This window comes from Streptomyces sp. NPDC111802 (assembly GCF_055634335.1).
Window position 1 is genome coordinate 28,674 of the sequence record NZ_JBVKCZ010000013.1, and the last position, 22,759, is coordinate 51,432.

22 protein-coding genes and 1 tRNA gene are annotated in these 22,759 nt (G+C 71.4%); 13 read left to right on the forward strand and 10 right to left on the reverse strand.

The window, feature by feature from the left end; genetic code table 11:
* Positions 1–543 precede the first annotated feature (543 nt).
* A complete protein-coding gene (locus ACZ7NC_RS16285; protein ID WP_471488748.1) occupies positions 544–2,202 on the forward strand; it encodes a long-chain fatty acid--CoA ligase in 1,659 nt (552 codons plus the stop codon).
* Positions 2,203–2,277: 75 nt separating this feature from the next.
* Here ACZ7NC_RS16285 and ACZ7NC_RS16290 read toward each other — a convergent pair whose 3' ends face one another.
* Positions 2,278–3,678 (reverse strand): MFS transporter, encoded by a 1,401-nt coding sequence (locus ACZ7NC_RS16290; protein WP_471488750.1) that lies wholly within the window; start codon positions 3,676–3,678, stop codon positions 2,278–2,280.
* Between the two features lie 126 nt (positions 3,679–3,804).
* Here ACZ7NC_RS16290 and ACZ7NC_RS16295 point away from each other — a divergent pair, with 126 nt between their 5' ends.
* Positions 3,805–4,440: an XRE family transcriptional regulator gene (locus ACZ7NC_RS16295; protein ID WP_471488752.1), complete on the forward strand. Its 636-nt coding sequence runs from the start codon at positions 3,805–3,807 to the stop codon at positions 4,438–4,440.
* Between the two features lie 10 nt (positions 4,441–4,450).
* Here ACZ7NC_RS16295 and ACZ7NC_RS16300 read toward each other — a convergent pair whose 3' ends face one another.
* From ACZ7NC_RS16300 to ACZ7NC_RS16310, 3 genes are all read right to left on the reverse strand, one after another.
* Positions 4,451–5,335, reverse strand: coding sequence for a prohibitin family protein (locus ACZ7NC_RS16300; RefSeq protein ID WP_471488754.1), 885 nt, complete (start codon positions 5,333–5,335; stop codon positions 4,451–4,453).
* 139 nt (positions 5,336–5,474) lie between these two features.
* Positions 5,475–9,773 (reverse strand): hybrid sensor histidine kinase/response regulator, encoded by a 4,299-nt coding sequence (locus ACZ7NC_RS16305; protein WP_471488756.1) that lies wholly within the window; start codon positions 9,771–9,773, stop codon positions 5,475–5,477.
* A gap of 344 nt (positions 9,774–10,117) precedes the next feature.
* Entirely contained in the window at positions 10,118–10,624 is a 507-nt protein-coding gene (locus ACZ7NC_RS16310; protein ID WP_471488758.1) for an SSI family serine proteinase inhibitor, read from the reverse strand.
* Positions 10,625–10,816: 192 nt separating this feature from the next.
* On the opposite strand from ACZ7NC_RS16310, the gene ACZ7NC_RS16315 reads away from it, so the two are divergent.
* Positions 10,817–10,910: transfer RNA gene (locus ACZ7NC_RS16315), tRNA-Ser, on the forward strand.
* 60 nt (positions 10,911–10,970) lie between these two features.
* On the opposite strand, the gene ACZ7NC_RS16320 is transcribed toward ACZ7NC_RS16315, so the two are convergent.
* The 3 genes from ACZ7NC_RS16320 to ACZ7NC_RS16330 all read right to left on the reverse strand — a co-directional run bounded on the left by ACZ7NC_RS16320 (position 10,971) and on the right by ACZ7NC_RS16330 (position 13,043).
* A complete protein-coding gene (locus ACZ7NC_RS16320) occupies positions 10,971–11,723 on the reverse strand; it encodes a site-specific integrase (protein ID WP_471488760.1) in 753 nt (250 codons plus the stop codon).
* A 115-nt stretch (positions 11,724–11,838) separates the two neighbouring features.
* Entirely contained in the window at positions 11,839–12,483 is a 645-nt protein-coding gene (locus ACZ7NC_RS16325) for a hypothetical protein (protein WP_471488762.1), read from the reverse strand.
* The gene (locus ACZ7NC_RS16330; RefSeq protein WP_471488764.1) at positions 12,480–13,043 is read right to left on the reverse strand and encodes a helix-turn-helix domain-containing protein; all 564 of its coding nucleotides are present in this window, start codon (positions 13,041–13,043) and stop codon (positions 12,480–12,482) included. The genes ACZ7NC_RS16325 and ACZ7NC_RS16330 overlap by 4 nt, the downstream gene beginning before the upstream one ends.
* Before the next feature lie 327 nt (positions 13,044–13,370).
* Here ACZ7NC_RS16330 and ACZ7NC_RS16335 point away from each other — a divergent pair, with 327 nt between their 5' ends.
* The 6 genes from ACZ7NC_RS16335 to ACZ7NC_RS16360 all read left to right on the forward strand — a co-directional run bounded on the left by ACZ7NC_RS16335 (position 13,371) and on the right by ACZ7NC_RS16360 (position 18,398).
* Positions 13,371–13,718: a helix-turn-helix domain-containing protein gene (locus ACZ7NC_RS16335; protein ID WP_471488766.1), complete on the forward strand. Its 348-nt coding sequence runs from the start codon at positions 13,371–13,373 to the stop codon at positions 13,716–13,718.
* Positions 13,719–13,867: 149 nt separating this feature from the next.
* Complete coding sequence (locus tag ACZ7NC_RS16340; protein WP_471488768.1) at positions 13,868–14,149, forward strand: hypothetical protein; 282 nt, start codon at positions 13,868–13,870, stop codon at positions 14,147–14,149.
* Between the two features lie 59 nt (positions 14,150–14,208).
* Complete coding sequence (locus ACZ7NC_RS16345) at positions 14,209–14,544, forward strand: hypothetical protein (protein WP_471488770.1); 336 nt, start codon at positions 14,209–14,211, stop codon at positions 14,542–14,544.
* 67 nt (positions 14,545–14,611) lie between these two features.
* Entirely contained in the window at positions 14,612–17,302 is a 2,691-nt protein-coding gene (locus ACZ7NC_RS16350; RefSeq protein ID WP_471488772.1) for a hypothetical protein, read from the forward strand.
* Between the two features lie 227 nt (positions 17,303–17,529).
* Entirely contained in the window at positions 17,530–17,829 is a 300-nt protein-coding gene (locus ACZ7NC_RS16355) for a hypothetical protein (RefSeq protein WP_471488774.1), read from the forward strand.
* The gene (locus ACZ7NC_RS16360; RefSeq protein WP_471488776.1) at positions 17,826–18,398 is read left to right on the forward strand and encodes a hypothetical protein; all 573 of its coding nucleotides are present in this window, start codon (positions 17,826–17,828) and stop codon (positions 18,396–18,398) included. The genes ACZ7NC_RS16355 and ACZ7NC_RS16360 overlap by 4 nt, the downstream gene beginning before the upstream one ends.
* Here ACZ7NC_RS16360 and ACZ7NC_RS16365 read toward each other — a convergent pair.
* On the reverse strand, positions 18,377–18,556 hold the full coding sequence (locus ACZ7NC_RS16365) for a hypothetical protein (RefSeq protein WP_471488778.1): 180 nt from the start codon (positions 18,554–18,556) through the stop codon (positions 18,377–18,379). The genes ACZ7NC_RS16360 and ACZ7NC_RS16365 overlap by 22 nt on opposite strands.
* A 333-nt stretch (positions 18,557–18,889) precedes the next feature.
* On the opposite strand from ACZ7NC_RS16365, the gene ACZ7NC_RS16370 reads away from it, so the two are divergent.
* The 4 genes from ACZ7NC_RS16370 (at position 18,890) to ACZ7NC_RS16385 (ending at position 21,213) form a co-directional block, all read left to right on the forward strand.
* Positions 18,890–19,273 carry a helix-turn-helix domain-containing protein gene (locus ACZ7NC_RS16370; protein ID WP_471488780.1) on the forward strand — a complete coding sequence of 128 codons (384 nt, stop codon included), beginning with the start codon at positions 18,890–18,892 and terminating at the stop codon, positions 19,271–19,273.
* 259 nt (positions 19,274–19,532) lie between these two features.
* Positions 19,533–19,727 (forward strand): WhiB family transcriptional regulator, encoded by a 195-nt coding sequence (locus ACZ7NC_RS16375; RefSeq protein ID WP_471489065.1) that lies wholly within the window; start codon positions 19,533–19,535, stop codon positions 19,725–19,727.
* Positions 19,728–19,814: 87 nt separating this feature from the next.
* On the forward strand, positions 19,815–20,534 hold the full coding sequence (locus ACZ7NC_RS16380) for a hypothetical protein (RefSeq protein ID WP_471488782.1): 720 nt from the start codon (positions 19,815–19,817) through the stop codon (positions 20,532–20,534).
* 31 nt (positions 20,535–20,565) lie between these two features.
* Positions 20,566–21,213, forward strand: a complete 648-nt coding sequence (locus tag ACZ7NC_RS16385) for a hypothetical protein (RefSeq protein WP_471488784.1) — start codon at positions 20,566–20,568, stop codon at positions 21,211–21,213.
* A gap of 465 nt (positions 21,214–21,678) precedes the next feature.
* On the opposite strand, the gene ACZ7NC_RS16390 is transcribed toward ACZ7NC_RS16385, so the two are convergent.
* Entirely contained in the window at positions 21,679–22,035 is a 357-nt protein-coding gene (locus ACZ7NC_RS16390) for a hypothetical protein (protein ID WP_471488786.1), read from the reverse strand.
* Between the two features lie 38 nt (positions 22,036–22,073).
* Positions 22,074–22,652 (reverse strand): hypothetical protein, encoded by a 579-nt coding sequence (locus ACZ7NC_RS16395; protein WP_471488788.1) that lies wholly within the window; start codon positions 22,650–22,652, stop codon positions 22,074–22,076.
* Positions 22,653–22,759: the final 107 nt, after the last annotated feature.

Here is a 22,759-nt window from a genome sequence, read left to right on the forward strand (position 1 = left end):
CGGCATCCACCAGCCACGTGGCATGCGCCCGCCTCGCGGCAGCGCCCCTTTTCCCGGCCCCACCGCCTAGCGGCACCGACCCTCTCGCGGCATCCACCCGCCTCGCGGCATCCACCCGCCTCGCGGCATCCACCAGCCACGTGGCATGCGCCCGCCTCGCGGCAGCGCCCCTTTTCCCGGCCCCACCGCCTAGCGGCACCGACCCTCTCGCGGCATCCGCCCGCCTCGCGGCATCCGCCCGCCTCGCGGCACCCACCCGCCTCGCGGCAGCGCCCCTCTCCCAGGCGCCCACCGCCTAGCGGCACCGCCGCTCTCCCAGGCCCCCACCGCCCAGCGGCACCGACCATCTCCCGGCACCCACCCGCCTCGCGGCAGCGCCCCTCCCCCCGGCCCCACCCCCTCGCGGCCCCCTACCGGCAGAGTTCTGTGAACGCAACGTGACATGATCGATCGCCCGACCCTAGTGACATACCAAGCGGTATGCGCGCAGAATCTCCGCAACCCTTACCACCGCGTAGGCAATGTCGCCCCCGGGAGGACTCCGTGCTGAGCACCATGCAGGACGTACCACTGCTGATCTCGAGGATCCTGACCCACGGGTCGACGATCCACGGCTCATCACAGGTCACCACCTGGACCGGCGAGGCCGAGCCGCATCGCCGTTCCTTCGCCGACGTCGGCGCCCGTGCGGCCCAGCTGGCGCACGCCCTGCGCGACGACCTCGGCGTGGCCGGCGACGAGCGGGTCGCGACCCTGATGTGGAACAACGCCGAGCACGTCGAGGCCTACTTCGCGATCCCCTCCATGGGCGCGATCCTGCACACCCTCAACCTGCGCCTTCCGGCCGAGCAGCTGGTCTGGATCGTCAATCACGCGGCCGACCGCGTCGTCATCGTCAACGGTTCGCTCCTCCCCCTGCTCGCCCCGCTGCTGTCGCACCTCAAGACGGTGGAGCATGTGGTCGTGTCAGGGCCGGGTGACCGTTCGGCCCTCGCGGACGCGGCCGTCCAGGTGCACGAGTACGAGGAGCTGATCGCCGGCAAGCCGACGACGTACGACTGGCCGGAGCTGGACGAGCGTCAGGCCGCATCCATGTGCTACACCTCCGGGACGACCGGGGACCCGAAGGGCGTCGTCTACTCCCACCGCTCCGTCTATCTGCACTCCATGCAGGTCAACATGACCGAGTCGATGGGTCTGACCGACCAGGACACGTCGCTGATCGTGGTCCCGCAGTTCCACGTCAACGCCTGGGGTCTGCCGCACGCCACCTTCATGACCGGCGTGAACATGCTGATGCCGGACCGCTTCCTCCAGCCCGCTCCCCTCGCCGAGATGATCGAGGGCGAGAAGCCGACGCACGCGGCCGCCGTGCCCACCATCTGGCAGGGCCTGCTCGCCGAGCTGACCGCCAGGCCCCGGGACGTCTCCACCCTCGGCCAGGTCACCATCGGCGGCTCGGCATGTCCGCCCTCGCTCATGGCGGCGTTCGACAAGCTGGGCATGCGGGTCTGCCACGCCTGGGGCATGACGGAGACCTCCCCGCTCGGTACGGTCGCCCGGCCGCCGGCGCACGCGGTGGGCACGGAGGAGGAGTTCGGGTACCGGCTCACGCAGGGCCGTTTCCCGACAAGCGTCGAGGCCCGCCTCACCGGCCCCGGCGGCGAGCGCATCCCATGGGACGGTGAGTCGGCGGGCGAGCTGGAGGTGCGTGGCCCCTGGATCGCGGGCGCCTACTACAACGGTCCGGACAGTGAACCGCTGCGCCCCGCGGACAAGTTCAGCGAGGACGGCTGGCTGAAGACCGGAGACGTCGGCACCATCTCCCCCGACGGCTTCCTCACCCTCACCGACCGCGCCAAGGACGTCATCAAGTCCGGCGGCGAGTGGATCTCCTCGGTCGACCTGGAGAACGCCCTGATGTCCCACCCGGACGTCGCCGAGGCCGCCGTGGTCGCCGTCCCCGACGAGAAGTGGGGCGAGCGCCCGCTGGCCACGGTCGTCCTCAAGGAGGGCGCCGGCGCGGACTTCGAGACGCTCCGCGCCTTCCTCGCCGACGAGGGCGGGATCGCCAAGTGGCAGCTGCCCGAGCGATGGACGGTCATCGAGGCGGTGCCGAAGACGAGCGTGGGCAAGTTCGACAAGAAGGTGCTGCGCAGGCAGTACGCCGAGGGCGACTTGGACATCACCAAGCTCGGCTGACGCAGCGCTGGAGGAGGCGGCGGCGCCCTTCAACGGACAACGGTGCCTCCCCACAAGGGCGGTGAGTCATGTGGCTCACCGCCCTTGCGGGGCGCCGGGGCCCGCGGTCGCCTCCTTCGGCCGTGACACGTGGGCGACGAGGAAGAGCAGTACGCCACAGGCGGCGACCAGGATCCAGCCCGGGCGGGACGCGTGTGCGAGCCCCGCCGGGCCGGTGGCCGTGACCAGGCCGCCGGCGAGGGCGATGCCGAGGGCGGAGCCAAGTTGCCGTGCGGTGGAGGTGATCGCCCCGGCCACGCCGGCACGGGCGGGTGGCAGTCCATTGACCGCGGTGTTGGTGATGGGGGCGTTGGCGAAGCCGAACCCGATGCCGATGAGCGCGTACGCGGCCAGCAGCAGGAGCACGCTGGTGTGCGGGGTGAGCCGAACCAGGCAGAGCCCGCCGACCGTGATGAAACCGCCGGCCAGGAGCAGCGGCAGCCGCGGTCCCGTGCGGCCGACCATGCGGCCGGACCAGGGGGCGCAGAGAGTCGCTCCGACGGCCAAGGGCAAGGTCGCCACGCCGGCGGCCAACGGCGTCCATTCCCGGGTGTGCTGCAGGTAGAGCGTGTTCAGCAGCAGTGTCATGTTCAGGGCGACGAAGACCGCCACCGCGCCCACGACGGCACCGCTGAAGACCGGGCGCGCGAAGAGCCGCGGATCCATCAGCGGCTCACGTCGGCGGGACTCGACCCACACGAATCCGGCTGCCGCCGCGGCGGCGCATGCGTATCCCGCCAGCGCCGCGGGCGACGTCCAGCCGATGCGCGGCCCTTCGATCAGGACGCCGACCACGGCTGCGAGGACCATGGTCAGCAGGATCTGGCCGGGCAGGTCGAGCCGCCGGGCCCGCTGCGCCCGGGACTCCGGCACGAACACCGCGCTGAGCAGCAGCGCGGCCGCGATGACCGGTGCGTTGATCCAGAACAGCGCCCGCCAGCCGAGCCCCGCGAGCAACGCGCCGCCCGTGACGGGACCGGCGGCCATGCTCAGCCCGAACACGGACGCCCAGATGCCGATCGCCTGCGCCCGTTCCTTCGGGTCCGGCATCGCGTTCACCACGATCGCGAGCGCCACGGGGCTGAGCATCGAGGCGCCGATGCCCTGCAGAGCGCGGGCCGCGATGAGGACGCCCGCCGACGGGGCGAGCGCGCAGACCAGTGAGGCCGCGCCGAACACGGCCAGCCCGCACTGGAACACCCGGCGGCGTCCGAAGCGATCCGCCAGTGCGCCGGAGGAGATCAGAAGACTGGCCAGGACGAGGGTGTAGGCGTCCACGATCCATTCGAGACCGCGCGTGTCGACATCCAGGCCGCGCCCGATGGCCGGCAGACCCACATTGACGATGGTGGTGTCCAGGCCCACCAGGAACATGCTCAGGCAGCAGACGGCCAGTACCGTCCAGCGTCTGCGCGCACTCAGCATGGTCTGAACCATGGGCTCAACAGGGTGAGTCGTCGCGGTCAAGGTCCACCTCTGACGTCCGGGAACACGGCCCGGCAAGGATCGGACCGGACGACGACCGCGGCCCATCAATTTTGCGGACACTGCAAAACTGGATCCATGAACACAGGATCCAGGGACGCGGACCTGGAGCAGATCCTCGACGGCATCGGGCTCCGGCTGCGCAGGCTGCGCCGGGACCGGGGACTCACGCTCGAGGCACTCGCGGCCACGACCGGGATCTCCGTCAGCACACTGTCCCGGGTGGAGTCGGGCAAGCGGCGCCCGACTCTGGACCTGCTCATCCCGCTGGCACGGGCGCACCGCGTCGCACTCGACCAACTGGTGGCGGCACCGGCCAGCGGCGACCCCCGGGTGCACCTCCGGCCGGTGCACAAGGAGCGCGGCAGTGTCCTCGTACCCCTGACGCAGTACCCGGGCCGAGTCCAGGTCTTCAAGCAGGTACTGGCACCCCGCCAACCGGAACTGGTCACCCACGAGGGCTACGAATGGCTCTACGTCCTCGCCGGTCGGCTACGCCTCATCCTCGGGGCGCGGGACTTCACGCTGCGGCCCGGCGAAGTGGCCGAGTTCGACACCACAGAGCCCCACTGGTTCGGCCCCGCGGACACGAGCACCGTGGAGATCCTGCACCTGTTCGGTCCACGAGGAGACCAAGCCATCGTGCGCGCGGGACCGTCCACAACCGATCCGGCCCCGCCGAGCGCCCCTGACCCACCGTCAACGACGCCATGACCCGCAGCAGCTAGTTCTTGCCGTTGTCCACGATGACCGGGGTCCCCCCGGAGTCCGTGCCGCACGGCACCGCGTACACCGGGTTGGCCTTGGCGGCCTCCTTGTAGGCCTCCAGGCACTGGTTGTACAGCACGTTGTCGGTCAGGGACCGCTCGATGATCTTGTTGGCGCGGGCGATGCCCTCCGCCTCGATCCGCTTGCGTTCGGCCTCCGCCTTGGCCGTGCGGGACGCCTCGACGGCCCGCTCGGTGGCCTGCTCCTGCTGGATCTTCTTGTCGATCTGCTCCTGCAGCTTGTCCGACGGCCGCACATTGCGCAGATTGACGGTGGTGACGTCGATCCCGCGCGGCGCCAGGCGCTCCTTGACGATCTTCTCGATCTCCGCGCCGATCTGCTCGCGCCCGGAGGCGTAGCCCTCCTCGCTCGTGTGCTTGGCGAAGACATTGCGGATGATCTCGCGGCTGTCCGCCAGCACCAGCCGCTCCTCGATGGCCTCCTGGCTGCCCGCCAGCCGGTACAGCGCGACCGCCTTCGCCGGCACCACGGCCCACTTGATGGTGACGTCGGCGTACAGCACACCGCCCTGTGAGGAGCGGACCTCGACGACGTCCTTGTCGTAGAGGTTGAGGTCCACCGGGCGGGTGGAGAAGGACGTGACCTCGGTGAACGGCGACTTGAAGTGGATACCGGAGGCCATGGGGGAGCCGAGCTTGCCGAAGGTCACCGGCACCCCGACCTCATAGGCGCTCACGACGAAGACACAGGCGAAGGCGGCAGCCAGCAGACCCCCCACGGCGCTGACGGCCGCCCCGAGTCTCCAGCCCCCGGCGCCGGTGCGGGAACGGCCGACGAGGAAGAGCACGACCGCCGCTATGAGCAGCAGTATGGACAGCACGAACACAGGAGTCCCCCCTACGAAACGGATCAACGCCGCCTCGGAGGCGACGCGCAGCGCATCGTAGCGGGATCAAGTTCCGGCGGAACGCCGCCCCCGTCGGGGCCGGTTGGTCCCGATCCCCCGTGGGGGTCCGGGGTCAGTTGGTCCCGATCCGCGACAGCAGATCCACGATCCGCGCCTGCACCTCGCCGCTCGTCGACCGCTCCGCCAGGAACAGCACCGTCTCGCCGGAGGCCAGCCTCGGCAGGTCGGCCTGGTCGACGGCGGCGGTGTAGACGACGAGCGGGGTGCGGTTGAGCCGGCCGTTCGCGCGCAGCCAGTCCACGATCCCGGCCCGTCGGCGATGCACCTGCATCAGGTCCATCACGACCAGGTTCGGATGGAAATCGCCCGCCAGGATCACCGCGTCGGCGTCGCTCGCGGCCCGCGCCACCTGCATCCCGCGCCGCTCCAACGTCGCGGTCAGCGCCAGCGCGATCTCCGCGTGCTCCTCGATCAACAGCACCCGCGGCGGGTGCTGTTCGCTGTCCCGGGGCGCGAGCGCCTTCAGCAGTACGGCGGGATCGGCGCCGTACGCCGCCTCCCGCGAGGCCTGTCCGAGCCCCGCCGTCACCATCACCGGCACCTCGGCCGCGACGGCCGCCTGCCGCAGCGACTGCAGCGCGGTCCGTGTGATCGGCCCGGTCAGCGGGTCGACGAACAGCGCGGCGGGGAAGGCCGCGATCTGCGCGTCGACCTCCTCACGCGAGTGCACGATCACCGGCCGGTAGCCGCGGTCGCTCAGCGCCTGCTGGGTCGTCACATCCGGCGCCGGCCACACCAGCAGCCGCCGCGGGTTGTCGAGCGGCTCGGGCGGCAGCTCGTCGTCCATCGGCTGCGGGCGCGGAGTGTCGGCCACCTCGACGGCCCCGCCCGGACCGTCCAGCGGCTCGGGCCCCTCGGCGGCGTTCTCGTCCGGCGCGCCTATGGCGTACGACCGTCCGGCCGCCTCGGTCATCGGCGCGAGCCGCGACTGCCCGGCCATCGAAGGCTGGGACTGCCCACCCGACGACCCCTGCGGCTGGGCGGGCGACGCGGGCACCGGCTGCTCGGCCGGCGGATGCGGCCGTGCCCCCTGCTCCGTCGAGGCACTGGCCCGCGTGGCGGGGTCGGGCGGCGTACCCAGCTTGCGGCGGCGCCCGCCGGCGGTCTGATGCGGGGGCGGCGTGGCCGTCGGCAGCGCGGGCTGCTGCACCTGTGCGGCCTGCCGCGTGAACGGCACCCCCTGCCCCAACGTCCGCACACTGATCGCGCGCCCCTGCGTCGAGTTCGGGTCGACCGGGGCAGCGGGCGCACCGGCCCCTGCGGGAGCGGCACCTTCGGCGGGAAGCGGCTGCGCCACCCGCTGCTGCCCGGCCGCCCCGGCCGCCGCCGCGGCTTCGGGGGGCAGGGGAGTACCCGGAGCCGGGGTGCCCTGCGCCGCCTGAGGAGTCTGTGCAGCCTGTGCAGCCTGTGCGGGCTGGGGGGCATGAGGATGCGGCGGTACGGGGGTGGCGGCGCCGTTCGCCGGTACGGCCCCGGCGCCGGAGGTGTCGTCGGCGGCGGGCCACGGCTGCGGGGCCGGGACGCCCTGCGCCGGGGTGCCCTGGGCGGGGGCCGCCTCGGCGGGGAGGGGAAGGGCCGGGGCGGCCTGAGCGGGCTGCCCGGGCACCGGCACCGGCATCGGCTGTCCGGGAGCCGCCTCGGCGGGCACCGCCTGCCCAGGCACAGCGACCGGAACGCCCTGTCCCGGAGCGCCCGGCACGGACCCACCCGCGGCGCCCTGCACCGCCGCGCCCTGCACCGCCCCGCCCTGCGCCGGAACCTCCTGCGCGGCCCCGGCAGCTTCCGCCGGCTGGGCCACGGCCCGGCGGCGACGCCCGGTCGGCGCGCTGGTGGGATGCGGCTGCGGCGGGGTGTGGTCCTCGGACTGGTCGTGCGGCACGGCATCGTGCCGGCCGTCGTCGCCGCGTACGTCTCCAGGAGCCGCCTGCCCGGGAACCTGACCGGGCACCGCAGCCGGCGCCTGCCCCGGCGCCACAGCCGAGGCCGGTGTCATGGCCGCGGCGGCAGCCGGAGGCGAAGCCGGCTCGGCACCGGCCGGCTCTGGCGCGCGCTCGGCAGGAGCCCGGTCCGCGTCGGCGGGCGGCAGCGCGAACACCGTACGAGCGCCTGCCTCCTGCGCGGCCGCCCGCTCGGACGCCGCGGCCAGGGCACGCCGACGCCGACCGCTAGGCTGCGCGGCCTCGCCCGAGGCGGCCGTACCGGATCCGGCCTGGGCGGGCAGGGCGGGCGGCAGCGCGTGCTGCTCACCGCCGTCGCGCCGGGCACGTCGTCCGCCGGGCGCGGGCACGCCCTGCGGCGGGACGGTCCCGCCCAGGCCGCTACCGACGGCCGCGGTCCCCGCCGCATGCTCGGCGGCCGTGACGACGGCACCCTCGGCGACCTCGTCCCCGCCGTCCTCGGCGGGCCGTCCACGACGTCGTCCGGTACCGCCGGCACCCTCGCCGCCACCGTCACCCTGCTGGAGCTCCGCCGCGGCCGCACGCCTGCGCCGGCGCCCCGTGGGCGCGGCACCCTCGGCCTCGGAGCCGCCCTCGGCGTCGGCACCGGGCGTGTCGCTCTCCAGGAAGGAGTCCACGGAGGACCGCCGGGCCCGCCGCCTCCCACTGCCACTGCCGGCACTCTCGGTCCCGTTGGTCCCGTCGCCGGCCTCGATCGCGGCGGCACCGGCGGGGGCGGCGGAAACGGCCCCCGCCCCACCCCCGATGGGCACTTCGAGGACGTACGCACTGCCGCTCATCCCGGGCACCTCGTGCGTCTGCAGCACTCCGCCGTGAGCCCGCACGATCCCGCGCACGATCGGCTCGTGCACCGGGTCTCCCCCGGCATACGGCCCGCGCACCTCGATCCGTACGACCTCACCGCGCTGCGCCGCCGCGACGACGACGGTGTTGTCCATGTAACCGCCCGCCGACACGGGCGAGTTCCCGGTCGCGTCGACCCCGGCGACATCCGCGACGAGATGCGCGAGCGCGGTGGCGAGGCGCTGCGGGTCGACCTCGGCCTCGATGGGCGGCGCGTGCACGGCGAACTGCACCCGCCCCGGGCCGATGAGTTCGACGGCCCCGTCGACACCCGCGGCGACGACGGCGTCGAGCATCACCTTCGTACGGGAGACCTGGTGGCCGGCCGAGTCGAGCTGCTGGAACCCGAGGACGTTGTCGATCAGCGTCGTGATGCGCGAGTAGCCGGCGGAGAGGTGATGCAGGACCTGGTTGGCCTCGGGCCACAACTGCCCCGCGTCATCGGCGGCGAGCGCGGCCAGCTCACGGCGCAGCTCGTCCAGCGGACCGCGCAGCGAACGTCCGAGCAGCGTCAGCAGCTGCTCGTGCCGCGCGGCGAGCGCCTCGTGCCGGTCCTTCTCCCGCTCACCGAGGGCGGCGTAGCGCTCCTCGCCCGCGGCGAGTTCCTCGGCGTGGCTCTCCTGGAGCTCCTCGATCTCGGCGACGTGCTTCTGCCGCAGGGCGGTCAGCTCGGAGGCGTGCTCCTCGGCGAGGCGCTCCAGCTCCTCCTCGTGCTGCTTCTGCGCGGCGGCCTTCTCCTCGGCGAGGGTGTCGTAGGACCGCCGGTCGGCGAAGGTCATCACGGCGCCGACGAGCTGGTCGCCGTCGCGCACGGGCGCGGTCGTCAGATCGACGGACACCTTGTCGCCGCTCTTGGACCACAGCACCTGCCCGCGCACCCGGTGCTTGCGCCCGGAGCGCAGGGTGTCGGCGAGGGCCGACTCCTCGTACGGGAAGGGGGAGCCGTCGGTACGCGAGTGCAGGACGAGCGTGTGCAGCTCCCGTCCGCCCAGGTCGCTGGCCCGGTAACCCAGTATCTGGGCGGCGGCCGGATTGACCAGGACGATCCGCCCTTCGGTGTCGGTTCCCACGACACCCTCGGACGCGGCCCGCAGGATCATCTCGGTCTGCCGCTGCGAACGCGCCAGCTCGGCCTCGGTGTCGACGGTGCCGGTCAGATCCCGGACGACCAGCATCAGCAGCTCGTCGCCGCTGTAGCCGTACCCGTCGTAGGCCTGTTGCCCGTTCTCGAGATTCGCGGACGTGACCTCGACCGGGAACTCGGTCCCGTCGGTCCGCCGGGCCATCATCCGGGTCGGCTTGGTCCGGCCCTGCGGGTCCATGTGATCGGGCCGCCGCATGGACCCCGGAATGAGCTTGGAGTCGAACTGCGGCAGCAGATCGAGCAGCCCCCGCCCCACCAGAGCCGTCCCCGGCGTCTCGAAGGCCTCCAGGGCGATGGTGTTGGCGTTGACGACGGTCCCATTGGCGTTGACCAGCACCAACGCATCGGGAAGCGCGTCGAGTATGGCTGCGAGGCGAGCAGCGCCTCGGGATGGCCTGCTGCTCACGAGACGCTTCCTCCCTGTTACCGCACCTTGCCGACCGCTCGGGCCATCTTGCCAATCGGTCCGCAGCGTGTCACGCGAGGGAGTCTAAGGGTTGGGGTTGCGCTCGCGAGGCCGGATGAGAGGGAGGTCGCACGACGAAGTGACCCAGAACGTCTGACCGCCTGCGGCGTCGTCCTTCCCACGTCCGCCCCCTGTCCATTCAGGCTTCGCGAGACCTTCGCGGGACTTTTGCGGATCCGGTACGTCCGGTATGGAAAGCCTGTGCGAGGGGCGACACGGGATGCCCGCGGCGGACGGCGGCGCCCGCCGACGACAGTCCCGCCCCGGCCTACGACAGTCCCGCCCTACGACCGCCGCCCCTCCACCCGCAGATCGGGAAGCAGCGGCACGAGCCGGTCCCACCGCGCGATCTCGCACCCGTTGCTGCGGTCGAAGCGCGCGTCGACGGGGCGCCCGGCCCAGGTCCCGGCGACATGCGCGGTGGCCGACCCGCCGTACTGCATGGTGCAGAAGCCGTCCTGCGGTACGGGAGCGAAGGTGTCCTTGCCCCAGCGGGTGCCGCGATCGAGTACGGCGCAGGCGTCGACGGCGTCCGGGTGGTCGCCGCCCGTCGGATGGCAGGCCAGCTCGTAGGTCCCGTCGGCGCCGCCACCGGCGTCTCGGACGGTGACGGTGAGGTGGTCGCCGGCGCGGTCCGGGGCCTGGAGGGACGCCACGGCGAGGGCGGGCGCGGCCTGAGGGGACGCGGAGGCGGGCGCGACGGAGGTGAGGCCGGCGACGAGGGAGCCGGTGGCGCCGAGGAGCACCCGGCGAAGGCGTGCGGTCCGGGCGGAACGGTTGACCTGCAACATGACCTGACTAACGCCGCACGACCTCGGACGTTGCGCCCCGACGCCACCGTTCCCGACGCCTCCCGAAGCCCGCCGGGAAGAGCTTTGCCCTGCGACCTGTCCGCCTAGTACCGTGGGAGTCGATTGGTGACAGCACGCTCGACTGTGTCATCATCTGCACGCACCACTCGCGCTCGCGCGAGCGGCTGTGCTGGAGGCGTCGCCTAGTCCGGTCTATGGCGCCGCACTGCTAATGCGGTTTGGGCCTTAAAGCCCATCGAGGGTTCAAATCCCTCCGCCTCCGCCACCTGACCAGGGAGTTCGGCTCAAGAGAGCTGGGCTCCCTGAGTCGCGTTCAGGGGCGCTTTCAGCCGCCAGATGGCACGTTGATGGCACCAACCGCTGAAAGCCGATTCTGGCGCGGGATGAACGCCGCGATCCGGCGCGTGGCGTCGGCCGCCATCTCCTCGGCGACCACCGCGTACACGTCCTTCGTGAAGGACACCGACGCGTGCCCGAGCACCTCGCTCACGAACTTGTCGTTGGCGCCGGCGGCGAGCAGCATCGTGGCCGCGCCGTGCCGTAGATCATGGAAGCGGATCGGGGGCACCGGCAGCAGGATGGCGACCTCGACGGCCGCCTCGGTCGTCCGGTACTTCCGTGCGATCCGCTCCGTCGACCAGCCCTCGGCAGCCTTCGCACGGATGTTGCCGTGCCGCTCGATCAGGATGGCGAAGCGGCTCGACAGGTACTCCGGCTTCAGCTCCTTGCCGTCCTCGTAGCAGTAGACCCGCCCCGAGTCCTGATAGACCTCGCCCCAGCGCAGCCGCTCTTCCAGCTTCCGCTTGTGCCACGCCCGGTGGACGCGCACCGTCTCGGGGTCGAGGGGCACCTGCCGCCAACCGGCCTCGGTCTTGGTGTCGTCCAGTTCGTCATCGGCCTGCGCCTGGAGGATGTGCAGCCGGCCTCGGTCAAGGCTCAGGTGCTGCTCCTCGGCACCGACCAACTCGCTGCGCCGCGGGCCGTAGTAGGCATCGAGGTGGAATGCCGGGTACAGCCGCTCCTCGGCGGCGTCGGCGAAGTCGAGGAAGTTGCCGGTCTGCGCGGCCGTCCACACCATGACCTTCGCCGGGACAGTCCCGGTCTTCAGCCACTGCTCGACGCGCTCTTCAGTCCACAGCAGCGGCTTCGCGCGGCCCTGCTTCCGCTTGCCGCCCTTCGACCGCCATACCCCGTCAGCCGGGTTGTCCGGGCGGGCGGATCTTCGACAGCTTCACCGCGTCCGTGAGTGCGCCATGGAGGACGGCGTGCACGCGGCGGATGCGGCTCTCTCCGATCGGCCGGCTGTGCAGGCGGCGCCCGTCGCGGGTCGCCCGCGCGTCCTTCAGGCGGCGCAGGATCTCTGACTTGTCACCCTGCTCCTCGGGCCGGTTGAGCTTTCGCACAGCTGCGTACAGCTCGCGGAAGTGCTCGTCGGTGAGGTCGACGACCTTGATGTGCCCGAGCCCCGGCTTCCCGTAAAGGTCGATGGCCTCGCGCTCGGCGGCAAGGGTGGTCTTAGCCAGGCCCTCGCCGGTCTCGGCCTCCGAGATGCGCCAGGTGTAGCGGCGTTCGAGGTACTCCCCGAACGTCGTCTTCCGCTCGTCGTGCGCCTTCGGGCTGGCGGCCGTGCCGAGCACCTTGGCCAGTTCCTTCTTGCACTCCGTCTCGGTGGAGTACGGGCCAACGCGCGGCTGCCGGCGGGTCCCCTCTGCGGACTTCGGCGCCTCGTACCGGGCGTACCAGCCGCCGTGTCCCTTCTTGCTGAGGTTCGGGCACTTCTTGCCGAGGAGCTTCTTCGTCTCCGGGTCCCGGCATGAGCACGCCTTGTAGGGCTTCACGTTGCGTCGTCTCCCCCTTGGTCTTGGTCAGGCTTGATTGGCTCCATCGGGATGCGGCCTGGCTCGAATGTCTCCGTGGGGACGCGCTCCATCAGCCACTGAAGAACCTGATCGCTGCGCCCTCGCGCCATCCAGCGGACCATGGCGTTCGGGTCCGCCTCCCATGCCGTCGGAACCGGAATGCCGAACGGGTCAGCGGGGTCGCCGAGGTGATCGGGGAGATACGCGTCTCCACGGATCCATGCTCGCGCAGGGCCGGCGTGCGCCGTCACCTCGGGCGTGATGCCGTACATGTCCTGGCTGACCAGATCGCCGGGCACCAGTAGGTCGACGGGCGGCACGCCGAGCGCGTACGCGAGGGCCAGCAGGTCATCGACGTCGACGCGCCGTTCTCCGCGCTCAATGCGTCGGAGACCCAGGACGGGGATTGGTCGGCCGATGCTCTCCAGTCGATCGGACAGCTCTACATAGGTGATGCGCTGCCCTTCCCGGATGCGCTTGATGTTCAGCCTCAGGGTGTCCCCGGCCGGCCCAAGGGAGCTCTTCTGCTTCTCTGCCACACCCGAAGCCTCGCATCAAAATGATGCGTGCACAAGGTGCACTCGATGCGCTTGACGCACATTCATGTCACGGGGCAGGATAGATCCCGTGAAGGATCATTCTGATCGCTCAGGCGATCCGCCTTGCACCATCCGGGTATCAGTTCCGAACCCCGACGAGTTCCCGACGATCTCCGTGCCGGTCGCGGCGCGCATCGCGGGCGTGGCCCGACGCACGGGGTACGCCGCAGCGCAGCGGGGCGAGTGGCCCGTCGTTCGTACGGGCCGCGCCGTGCGTGTCCGTACGCGTCAGTTCCTCGCTCAGTGCGGCTTCCTTGAGGAGTCGGCGTGAGTGCCGCGTGGACGCGCGAGGCGGTCGAGGCTCTCGGTCCGACCACGGACGTTCCGACGGTGGCGGCGATCTTCGGCGTCAGCAAGGACACCGTGTACGCGCAGATCCGGCGCGGCGAGTGGACCGCGACCCGCGTGCTCACCCTCGGCCGGAAGATCAAGATTCCGACGCGGGACCTGATCGCACTCCTGTACGCCTCGGAGCCTGCTCCGCAGGTCAACCCGGCCGTGCCATCGCAGTGCCATCACGTCGAATCACCGCAGGTCACAGCCCGTACACCGCATACCTCATGCGGTTGTACCCCTGCCGCATCGGCGGTCGTCCATCCCCTGCGGGGCGCATGAGGCGGCCCCTTGGTAGGGCGCCGGAGGTACCAGCTCCAGCGACGACCACCAAGGGGCCCGACGCCCCAGCCACCAGATGACGAAGCCCCGGGGTCAATCGCCTGGCAGCGACCCGGGGCCCGTCTCCGAAGATGAAAGGAGCTACCGCCATGGTAGCCACGACTTCCGACAGCGAGCAGCTCACCGTGCTGCACGACCGCCTGGCCGGGATCGGGCGGGGCTGCCTCGCACCCCTGACCGCGCACATGCGCGACGCTCGACGGCGCTTCGCGGCCGAGGTCGTCGGCGCCGGCCGACGGGCGGTCGACGAGGCTCTCGGCGCTCGTCAGGGTCAGCTCGCCCAGCTCGCCGACGACCTGAAGCGGCGGGGGGTCGCGGACGAAGCGCCCATGACGCCGCTCGGCATCCAGCTCATCGCGAGGTTCGAATGACCTCCCGGGCCGCCACCGGGCGTCCCCGCCTGGTCCACGGGTCTAAGCAGGGCCCCGCCGTGCACCTTCGTTACCGACTCCGGCTCAGGGTCGAGGAGCGCGGGTGGCTCGCACCGCGGTCCGCTGACGACCCGCGCGGCCTCATCGACCAGTACGCGCCCGGGACCGTCGTCGAGATCGACCTCGGCATGGGTAGCGCGCTGCGGGACTTCGACGCCGTGCAGATCGCCGAGGCGGTCGCCGAGTGCGGAGCCGTGTACCTGATCAGCTCGGCTGCCTGCGGGCGGCCGCCGCACGTCGAGGGCGGAGCCGCGTACAACGCGGACGGCGTACTGCACCTCCTGCGCAAGGCCATTGACCACGTCGTGGCCCACAGAAGCACCCCCGCGTGCTGAACCCCCATTACTTCCGCAGCTCCCGCCACCGTGCGGGAGTCACGGCAGACCCCCCGGAGTGCGACGAGTGAACGACGAGCAGCAGCCGCTCACCGCAGACCCCCAGGTCGTGCGGGACTGGCTGACGCACCTGTACGGCGGATGCCCCGGGTTCATCAGCATCTGCTCGGACAAGGACGGCTGGGCAGGCCAGCGGTTCGTGACAGACGACGCCGGCATTGAGGCTGCCGCGCAGCAGGCCCTGAAGCAGGACCGCCGGGGGGCGAAGGGCGTGTACGCGCAGAGCACCACGCTGCTCGAACGGCCCGCTGAGGGGCGGGGCGGCGAGGAGCTGGCCTACGGTCTGACGCACCTGTGGGCAGACGGCGACTACGGCACCATCGGCCACAAGCCCGGCCCCGACGACTTGCCGGCCCCGCCGGACGCAGACGGGGTGGCCAAGGTCGTCGCCGAATCCGGTCTGCCTGCACCCTCGGGTTGGGCGCACACCGGGGGTGGCTACAACCCGATCTGGATGCTTGCCGAGAACCACCTCATTCAGGGCGCCGAGGACCGCGACCGGGTGAAGGGGATCACCACGGGCCTTCAGGCGATCCTCGCAGCTGAGGCATACCGGCACGGCTGGTCGTGGGACGTCGAGGTCGGCAACCTCGACCGGCTCATGAAGATCCCCGGGACAGTCAACCGCAAGGCGGGTCTGGAACGTCTCGCGACGATCGGGCCCGGCACCGGCGAGGTGTTCGACCTGGCCGACCTCGGCGCGGTCGTCACCGAGCTCGCCCCCGCCGCGCGTGACTTGCTGCAGCAGGCGGCCCGCGAGAAGCAGGAGCGCAAGGCGCAGCGGACGGGCGCTCCGACCGCGCCCCCTCGGCGCGAGCACCCCGCCGGTCTCCACAGCGGCGACGGTCCGCTCGACGTCCTCGCCGACGAGCTGGAGTTCAGCGACATCCTCGAACCCGAGGGCTGGACATACGTAGGCCAGTCCGCAGGGTGGCAGCAGTGGCTCCGGCCCACCGCGAGCGGCGACGCCCCCAGCAGCGCCTACAGCCTGAAGTGCAACGACCATGTGGCGGTGAACTGGTCGGAGCGCTCCGACCTCCCAGTCGGCGCGCTGCCGCGTGGACAGAAGCTCACTGTGGGCACGCTGTACGCGCACCTCCACTACGCGGGCAACACCTCGGAGGCCGCGCGGGACATCATGCGCGCGGCAGCTGGTCGGGAGACTCGCGGACCCGCTGCGCACCTGCCGCACGCCGTCCTCTCCGAGGTGAAGCGGCGGTGCCTGAACGACAGCGGACGCGACGACGCCGAGAGCATGCACGCGCTCATCGCCGACGACCCGTGGGACGGACCGCAGGACGAACCCCCGGAGGACACAGGCGAGGCGAGCGAGGAACCGGCCGCCCCCGCGGACCGGCTGCCTGACACGTTCTGGAACGCCACCCCCACCCTGGCCCAGATCCGGCAGATGGCCCACGCGCGACGGGCGTCCCCGGACGCCGTACTGCACGCAGTCCTCGCCCGCACCGCAGCCATGGCCGACCCCACCGTCCGCGTCGACAGCGGCATCCACCAGCCCGCAACCCTCGGCTGGTACTGCGGACTGTTCGGACCGTCCGGAGCAGGCAAGGGGCAGGCGGAGAACACGGCTGAGGAGCTCACGCCGTTCCCGAACATCAACCTCGCCTACATCGATATCTCCACCGGGCAGGGCATCATCGCCGCCTACCTCGACCTCGACATCGACCCCGAGGACGGGGACGGGAAGAAGAAGGTTCTCGTGCAGACGAGAACCCGCGGCTACGCCCTCGCCACCGAAGGCAGCGTGCTCGACGCCATGGCGCAGATGTCCGCGGCCGCCACCCTCAACGGCGTCCTGTGCAAGGCGTGGATGAGCGAACGGCAGGGCACCTCGAACGCCGAGGTCGAGCGGCGGCGTGTCCTGCCCAAGGGCGCGTACACGCTGTCGATGTCGCTCGGCGTGCAGGAGGAACCCGCGGCGAGGCTGCTGGAGATGGGCTCCATCGGCCTCCCCCAGCGCCTTGCGTGGGCGCACGCCACCCTCGGCCCCGACACCCCGCAGCGTCGGCCGGCCACCACGGGGCATGTCTCCGTCACCACTCGGGACGGTGCGGAGACCCCCGTCACCACGTGGGTGGCCTACCTCCGGAACCTCACGATCGAAGTGCCCGAGCACGTCACGGAGGAACTCGACGAACTCGCCCTGGCGATCTCCTTCGGTCGCGGCGCCGAGGCCCCTCTCGATACGCACGAGCCGCTGTGGCGACTGAAGTGCGCGGCGCTGCTCGCGCTCCTGCACGGGCGCACCACGGTCACGGCCGTCGAGTGGGACTTGGCCACCGTGGCGTGGCAGACCTCGCGGAATGTCCGCGACTGTGTCCAGGAGGCCGCGAAGCGGCGCACGCAGGCCGAGCTGGACGCGCGGCGGGCGGAGGCTGTCCTGACGGCCGTGGAGTCCCAGTCGGCGGTGTACGAGGTCATGAACGGCGTGCACCCGTCCGTCGAGAACGTCGCCAAGCGGGCGCACCGCTACCTCACTCGCCACGGCGGCGAGATCCCGATGCGCGACGTCAACCGGAACTGCATCAAGAAGCCCGACCGCGACAAGTACCGGGCGTCCGGAGCCACGGAATCGCTGTGGTCAGCGGCACTCCAGTACGGCAGCGAGCAAGGCTGGCTGGTTCAGCTGGCCGGCGGCCTGCTGGTTGCTGGCTCGGTCGCTCTGGAGCAGCCGTGATTACCGGGCGTGCTGTCGGACCGTCGGACCTGTCGGACCCAAAGGTCCGACAGTCCCTCTCCCTAATAACGGACGTAACTAGACAAAACGTTTCAGATGAGAGTCGCGTTACACGCGAAGCCCCAGGTCGCCCCGAGACCCCCTGTCGGACCTTCCGGGTCCGACAGCCGAGGGTCCGACAGCACACAGCGTCACCAGGTCGACCGGAGAGACGAGCGGAGGTCGCCGTGCCGCACACCCCACCGTCCGACATCACGAGCGAGGGCCACGACGACCCGGACTCCTACCGGCGCGCCGCCGAGGCCCTCGTAGAGGAACTCGGCTGGGACCGGGCCACCTTCGTCGCCACCGCGGTGCGCGGCTTCGTCTACGGCCGGCCGGGCGCCAGCCCGTACCGCGACAAGGCGGAGGCCATCTACGAGCGCCTCGGCTGGGAGCAGGCCGCTCTGCTCGCGGCCTGGTTCCGAGACGCGCGAAGCAGGCCCGGACACACGTCAACACCCCATCGCGCCAAGGAGACAGCGTGAACGTCGATGACGTCGTACGCGAGCGGATAGAGGCCGCCCGGCGGAAGGCCGAGAACGACAAGCGGCGCCGCGCCGAACTCGCCGAGGCCCGACGGCACGGCCTCGCCCGACGGCACGCGCAGAAGCTGCGTAACACCGGCACCGACGACGAGCATCCGCTCGGCGGCTGCTTCTGCCCGACCTGCCGCACCCGCGCCCTGCTCGCCGCACCCACCCTGTACGGATTCCTCGGCCGGCAGCCGAGCGAACCAGCCGCCCTCGCCCAGGTCTTCGCCTGGTGCGCCTGGTGCGCCCGCTGGCACCGCCACGGCGACCAGACCAGCAAGCCCGGCGACATCCTTCACCGGTACCCGCACTGCGGCAGCAGCCGCAGCCCGTACGCCGCGGCCGGCTACGTGATCGCGGTGACCCGCATCCCGCTGGCCGAGGTGTACGGCCGGATGAAGCGGTCGTCGCGCGCGCAGCTGGACGCCATCGGCATCGGTGAGACGACACCGGCGATCGAGCGGCTTCGGGCGCAGGTGCTGCCCGTGCTGCGCGCCGAGCATCACGGCGGGTGGGTCGCGTGATCCCGCTGCTGTGCCGTCAGAAGGGTGGCGGGGCGCAGCTCGGCGCTCGATACCCGGGCGACGTGGGTCCGTTCGGTCCGTACGACGACGGCGGTCAGGGCGATGAGGAGCGTGAGCAGGACGACGAAGGGGCGGTGTGGTGAAGGAGCCTGTTTCACCTTCTTCGTGGGCGTGGAGTCCTGGCCGTGCTGGTCCGTATCCGCACCTGCGTCTGGACCTTGTGACGAAGGCGGATGAGGGGTTGGCGGTGGCCGAGCTGGTGCTTGGCCGGGGGCTGAGTTTTCGGCAGGCGGCGGCGCAGCTCGGGATGAGTACGACGACGGCGTGGCGGCGGTGCCGGTGGCTTCAGGACTGGATGCTGCCGGGTTTGTGGGGGGTGAAGGCGCGGCGGCTTCCGCCGATGCGTGGGACGCGGGCGTGTCCTCGGGGGCGGCCGTACATCGAGGAGCTCGACGGCCCGGGTGGTCCGTTGTACTGGAAGGGGTCTGACGGTGGGTAATCCAACTTCTCCGCGCGACAAGGCGGCTGCGGTCTTGCAGTTGGCGGCGGGTCAGTCGCAGGCGGCTGCGGCGGTGGCGGCCGGTGTGTCGTCCGGGACGGTTGCCCGGTGGCGGCGGGATCCGGTGTTCGTCGGTGAGGTGGAGCGGACGCGTGCCGTGTGGGGGCGGCGGCCGCACGACGCGGAGGCGCTCGTGGCGCATCTGGAGTCGGTGGAGCGGGCGTTGGCGCCAGCGGGTCCTGTGGCGGTTGAGGGTGGCCGCTTCAAGGTCACGGTGAGTGTTCCGCCTGGCGCCTCGGCGCGGAGGGTGGAGCAGTTGACGGCGCGTGCGATTGCTCGGGGTCTGCGGGCGGTGCGGCAGCAGGGTGGCTTGTGATGGGGCGGGTGCGGAAGGTGTTCGCGGCTGTGGCCGGGGCGCGGCCCGAGGTGATGGATACGGCGGGGCTCGGGTGTCTGGTGACGTCGGCTGCGTTGTGGTCGCCGATCGCCGGGTTCGCGGCGGCTGGGGTTGGGCTGTTGCTGCTGTCGTGGTGGCTGGATCAGGGGCAGCGGGATTGAGCGCGCAGCATCACGTTGCGGGGGCGCGGCCGGTGGAGTTGGGGGTGCCGGAGTTCGTGGTGTCGGCGGGGGAGCCGGTGCGGTGCCGTGAGTCGCCGGAGAGCTACTTCGCGGATGGCGTGCGGGGTGCTGGGGCTCGGGCGTTGTGCGAGGGCTGCTCGTATCTGGAGGTGTGTCGGGCCTACGCGGTAGAGAGGCCGGCGCTGTGGGGGGTGTGGGGCGGGACGACGCGGATGGAGCGGGCGTCGTTGCGGCGTAGGGCGGTCTCGTAGCCGAGGGGTTGCGGGGTGGCTGGCGGGACTTCCGGGCGGACGTGTGTCCACCTGGTTACCAGTAGAGACGATCAAGGAGTAACAGTCATGGTGACGATCACCGAGGAGCAGGTGCGGCAGGCCGAGGAGAAGGCCAAGGTCGCGGAGGACGAGCGCGTCCAGGCGGCGAGGGCGCTGGAGTTGAGTCCGTACAGCGATCTCGCGTCGGCTGAGCACGCTGAGGCGTCGAGGCTGGCAGCTCAGCTCGGCGCGAATGCGCGGGAGGTGCGGCAGGCGTTCGAGGAGCAGGTCGCGGAGGAGCAGCGGCGTGCGTCGCGCCCGGAGTTGGAGAAGGCGGCGAAGGCTCAGATCGAGGCGGCCGGCGTGGAGGTGGCCGAGCGGGAGCGGGTGGTGGTCGAGGCGCTGGCGCGGGTGCAGACGGCTCTCGCTGGTCTGCTGGACGCGGGTGCGGAGCACAACGCTGCGGTGCGGTCTCACGCGGATGTTCTGGCCGGGGCGGGTCTCGATACCCGCGGGGGTGAGTCGGGTGGGGCGTGCACTGTGCTGAACCGGTACGTGCTGAAGGTGCGGGGCCGGCGGTACGAGGAGGTGGACGGCGCGGAGCTGGCTGGGTGGGTGCTGCATCGGGTGGTCGAGGCGCGACTGTCGAGGTACGCCGGCATGGCCATGTTGCTCCAGTGGGTGGCGCGGGCGGCGGAGCAGGACGCGGCGGCGGTGGTGGCGCGGGTGCCGGCGCCGGAGGCTGTGGAGCTGCCGAAGCGGCTGCTGGTGGTCAATGCGTTGCAGGCACTGCGCGGTTCGAAGTGACGACGGTCGGAACTGAGCAAGGAGGAACGTCATGGTGATGATCACGGCTGAGGAGTTGGAGGCCGCGGAGGCTGCGGCCGTGGAGGCTGCGGCGGTGCTGAAGGGGGCGGCGCGGAGGTATGCCGGGAGTCCGGGCAGCTCGGACGCGTACGACAGGCATCAGGAGGCGATTGGCCGGGCGGACCATGCTGGGGTCCGGGCGCAGGTGCTGCGCGAGGAGTTCGCCCAGCAGCAGGCCGTGCGGGAGGCGCGTGCGGCCGCGGGGGAGGTCGCGGCGCAGCAACTGGCTGGGAAGGTCGAGGAGCTCGGCGCGTCGCGCGAGAGGGCGGTCACGGCGGTTGTGGAGGCCGCCGGCGCGATGGCGCGGGCGCTGGCCGCGCTGGAGGCCCATGACGCCCTCGTGCGGGCGGTGGGGGCGGAGTTGGAGCGGCAGCAGCTGCGGAGCGTGGACGGGGAGGCGACGGGCGCGAACCTCGACGGGTCGGCGTGGGTCGCGGGGGTGAAGTGGCCGCTCGTCGACGCCGGTGGGGTGCTGGTGTCCTGCCTCGCCGAGGAGGTGGGGCGGGTGTATCCGCGGCATCCGCTGGTGCGGTCTGTGGTGCGCCCGTATGGGGGTCTGTCGGCGGGGGAGGGCCGGGACGTGGTGCTCGGTTTGGTCCGTGCGGAGACGGGTCGCTGAGCGGTTGAGTGCGCGGCGGCGTCCGGTCTTCCTGTGGGGGAGGTCGGGCGCCGTTCTTTTTGTAGGAAATCTCCAGTCGTTGCGGCTGTATTTGCGTGAGGAGTTGCATTCAGCCGTACGATCTTTATGGGAGGTGGACAGTAATGGACGGTGTTGGTCGTGAGGATCTGCCGCCGCGGGTTCGGGCGGCGGTGCTGCTGGCGATGGGCCGGCCGACGGAGGAGATCGGGCCGGAGATCGGTGTCAGTGGGAGGACAGTGCGCCGGTGGCGGGCTGAGCGGGAGTTCCGGTCAGACGTGCGGCGTGTGCGTCTGCGGCTGCTGGACGGCGCCGTAAGCGGTCTTGCGGACAGGAACATCCGGTGAGCCGCCGGAAGGCGTGTAGGACGCGTGGGGAGTAACCCGCCGCATGACGAAGGCCCCGCCCGGAACCCTCCGGAGCGGGGCCGTACTACGTCCGCCTCAGCTACTGATCCGCGCGCGGATCATCCGCTATCTCCAGGCCATCGATCAACGCGTCCATGAAAGCCCGATTCCCCGAAGCCGGATCCACTTCATCCACCAAGCCGAGGCACACCTCCGGTGTCCGCGGGTCGTTGTGCCACTCGCCGGGCGAGTAGTTCCAGTCCTCCCACCCTGGCGCGGCTTCAGCGACGGCGACGCTGCACAGGCGTGCTGTCTCGGCCTGGCTGAGCGAGGGTGTCGCCGGGGGCGGCGTGGTGGTGGCGGTGACGGTGACTGTCTGCTTCTCCGGCTCCCCGCCGGACGAGCAGCCGGCCAGCGCGAGGCTGACGGCGGCGAGCAGGATGGTGGTGCGGCGCATGGCGTTCCCACCGCAGGCGCGCCGTCGGATCGGAGCCCTCACTTCGCCAGCTCCCACGTCTCGCACCCGTTCGTCTCGAAGATCTCACCCTTGCTCAACGTCACCCGGCCCGGGCCCTGAAGGATGTCGTTCGCGATGATCGACCCGAACTCGCCCGAGTCGTCCTTGTTCCGCGACCAGTAACACATGCTGCTCGTCGGGCCCGACGTCTTGTACGACCCGGCCTTCACATCCTCGCCAACCAGGTACGTGCCCTGGTCGATCGACGTGAGCGGGCCCGTCGGCTCCTCCTCGGTCTCCTCGATTGCCGGGATCGAGACGTCAGGCTCGATGCCCGCCTCGACGTCCGACTCGGCCGAGTCCAGGATCACCATGGCCTTGTCGATGACCTCCTGATCGGTCATCTCGGCGGTGTGGGTGACCGTGACCGTCGGCGCCGGTTTGGCTTCATCGCTGCTGTTGTTGCTGCTTGCTACGGCCGCCCCTGCGGCGACGATCGCGACGACCACTGCGGCGGCCGCGCCGATGATGACGGCGTTGGTGCGGGACGCCTTCGGCGCCGGCGGCAATGGGGGCGGCGGGAAGTCGGGCATGGGTGGTGGCGTGGCGTCAGTCATGGGTCCCCCCAGGGTGGTTGGTGCGTGGTCGGCATCATCCGGCCGTGTGCGCCCCGCGTGGAGGGGATGTGTCCGTGTTGTGACCTTGAGTAGGCGATGGCCCGAAT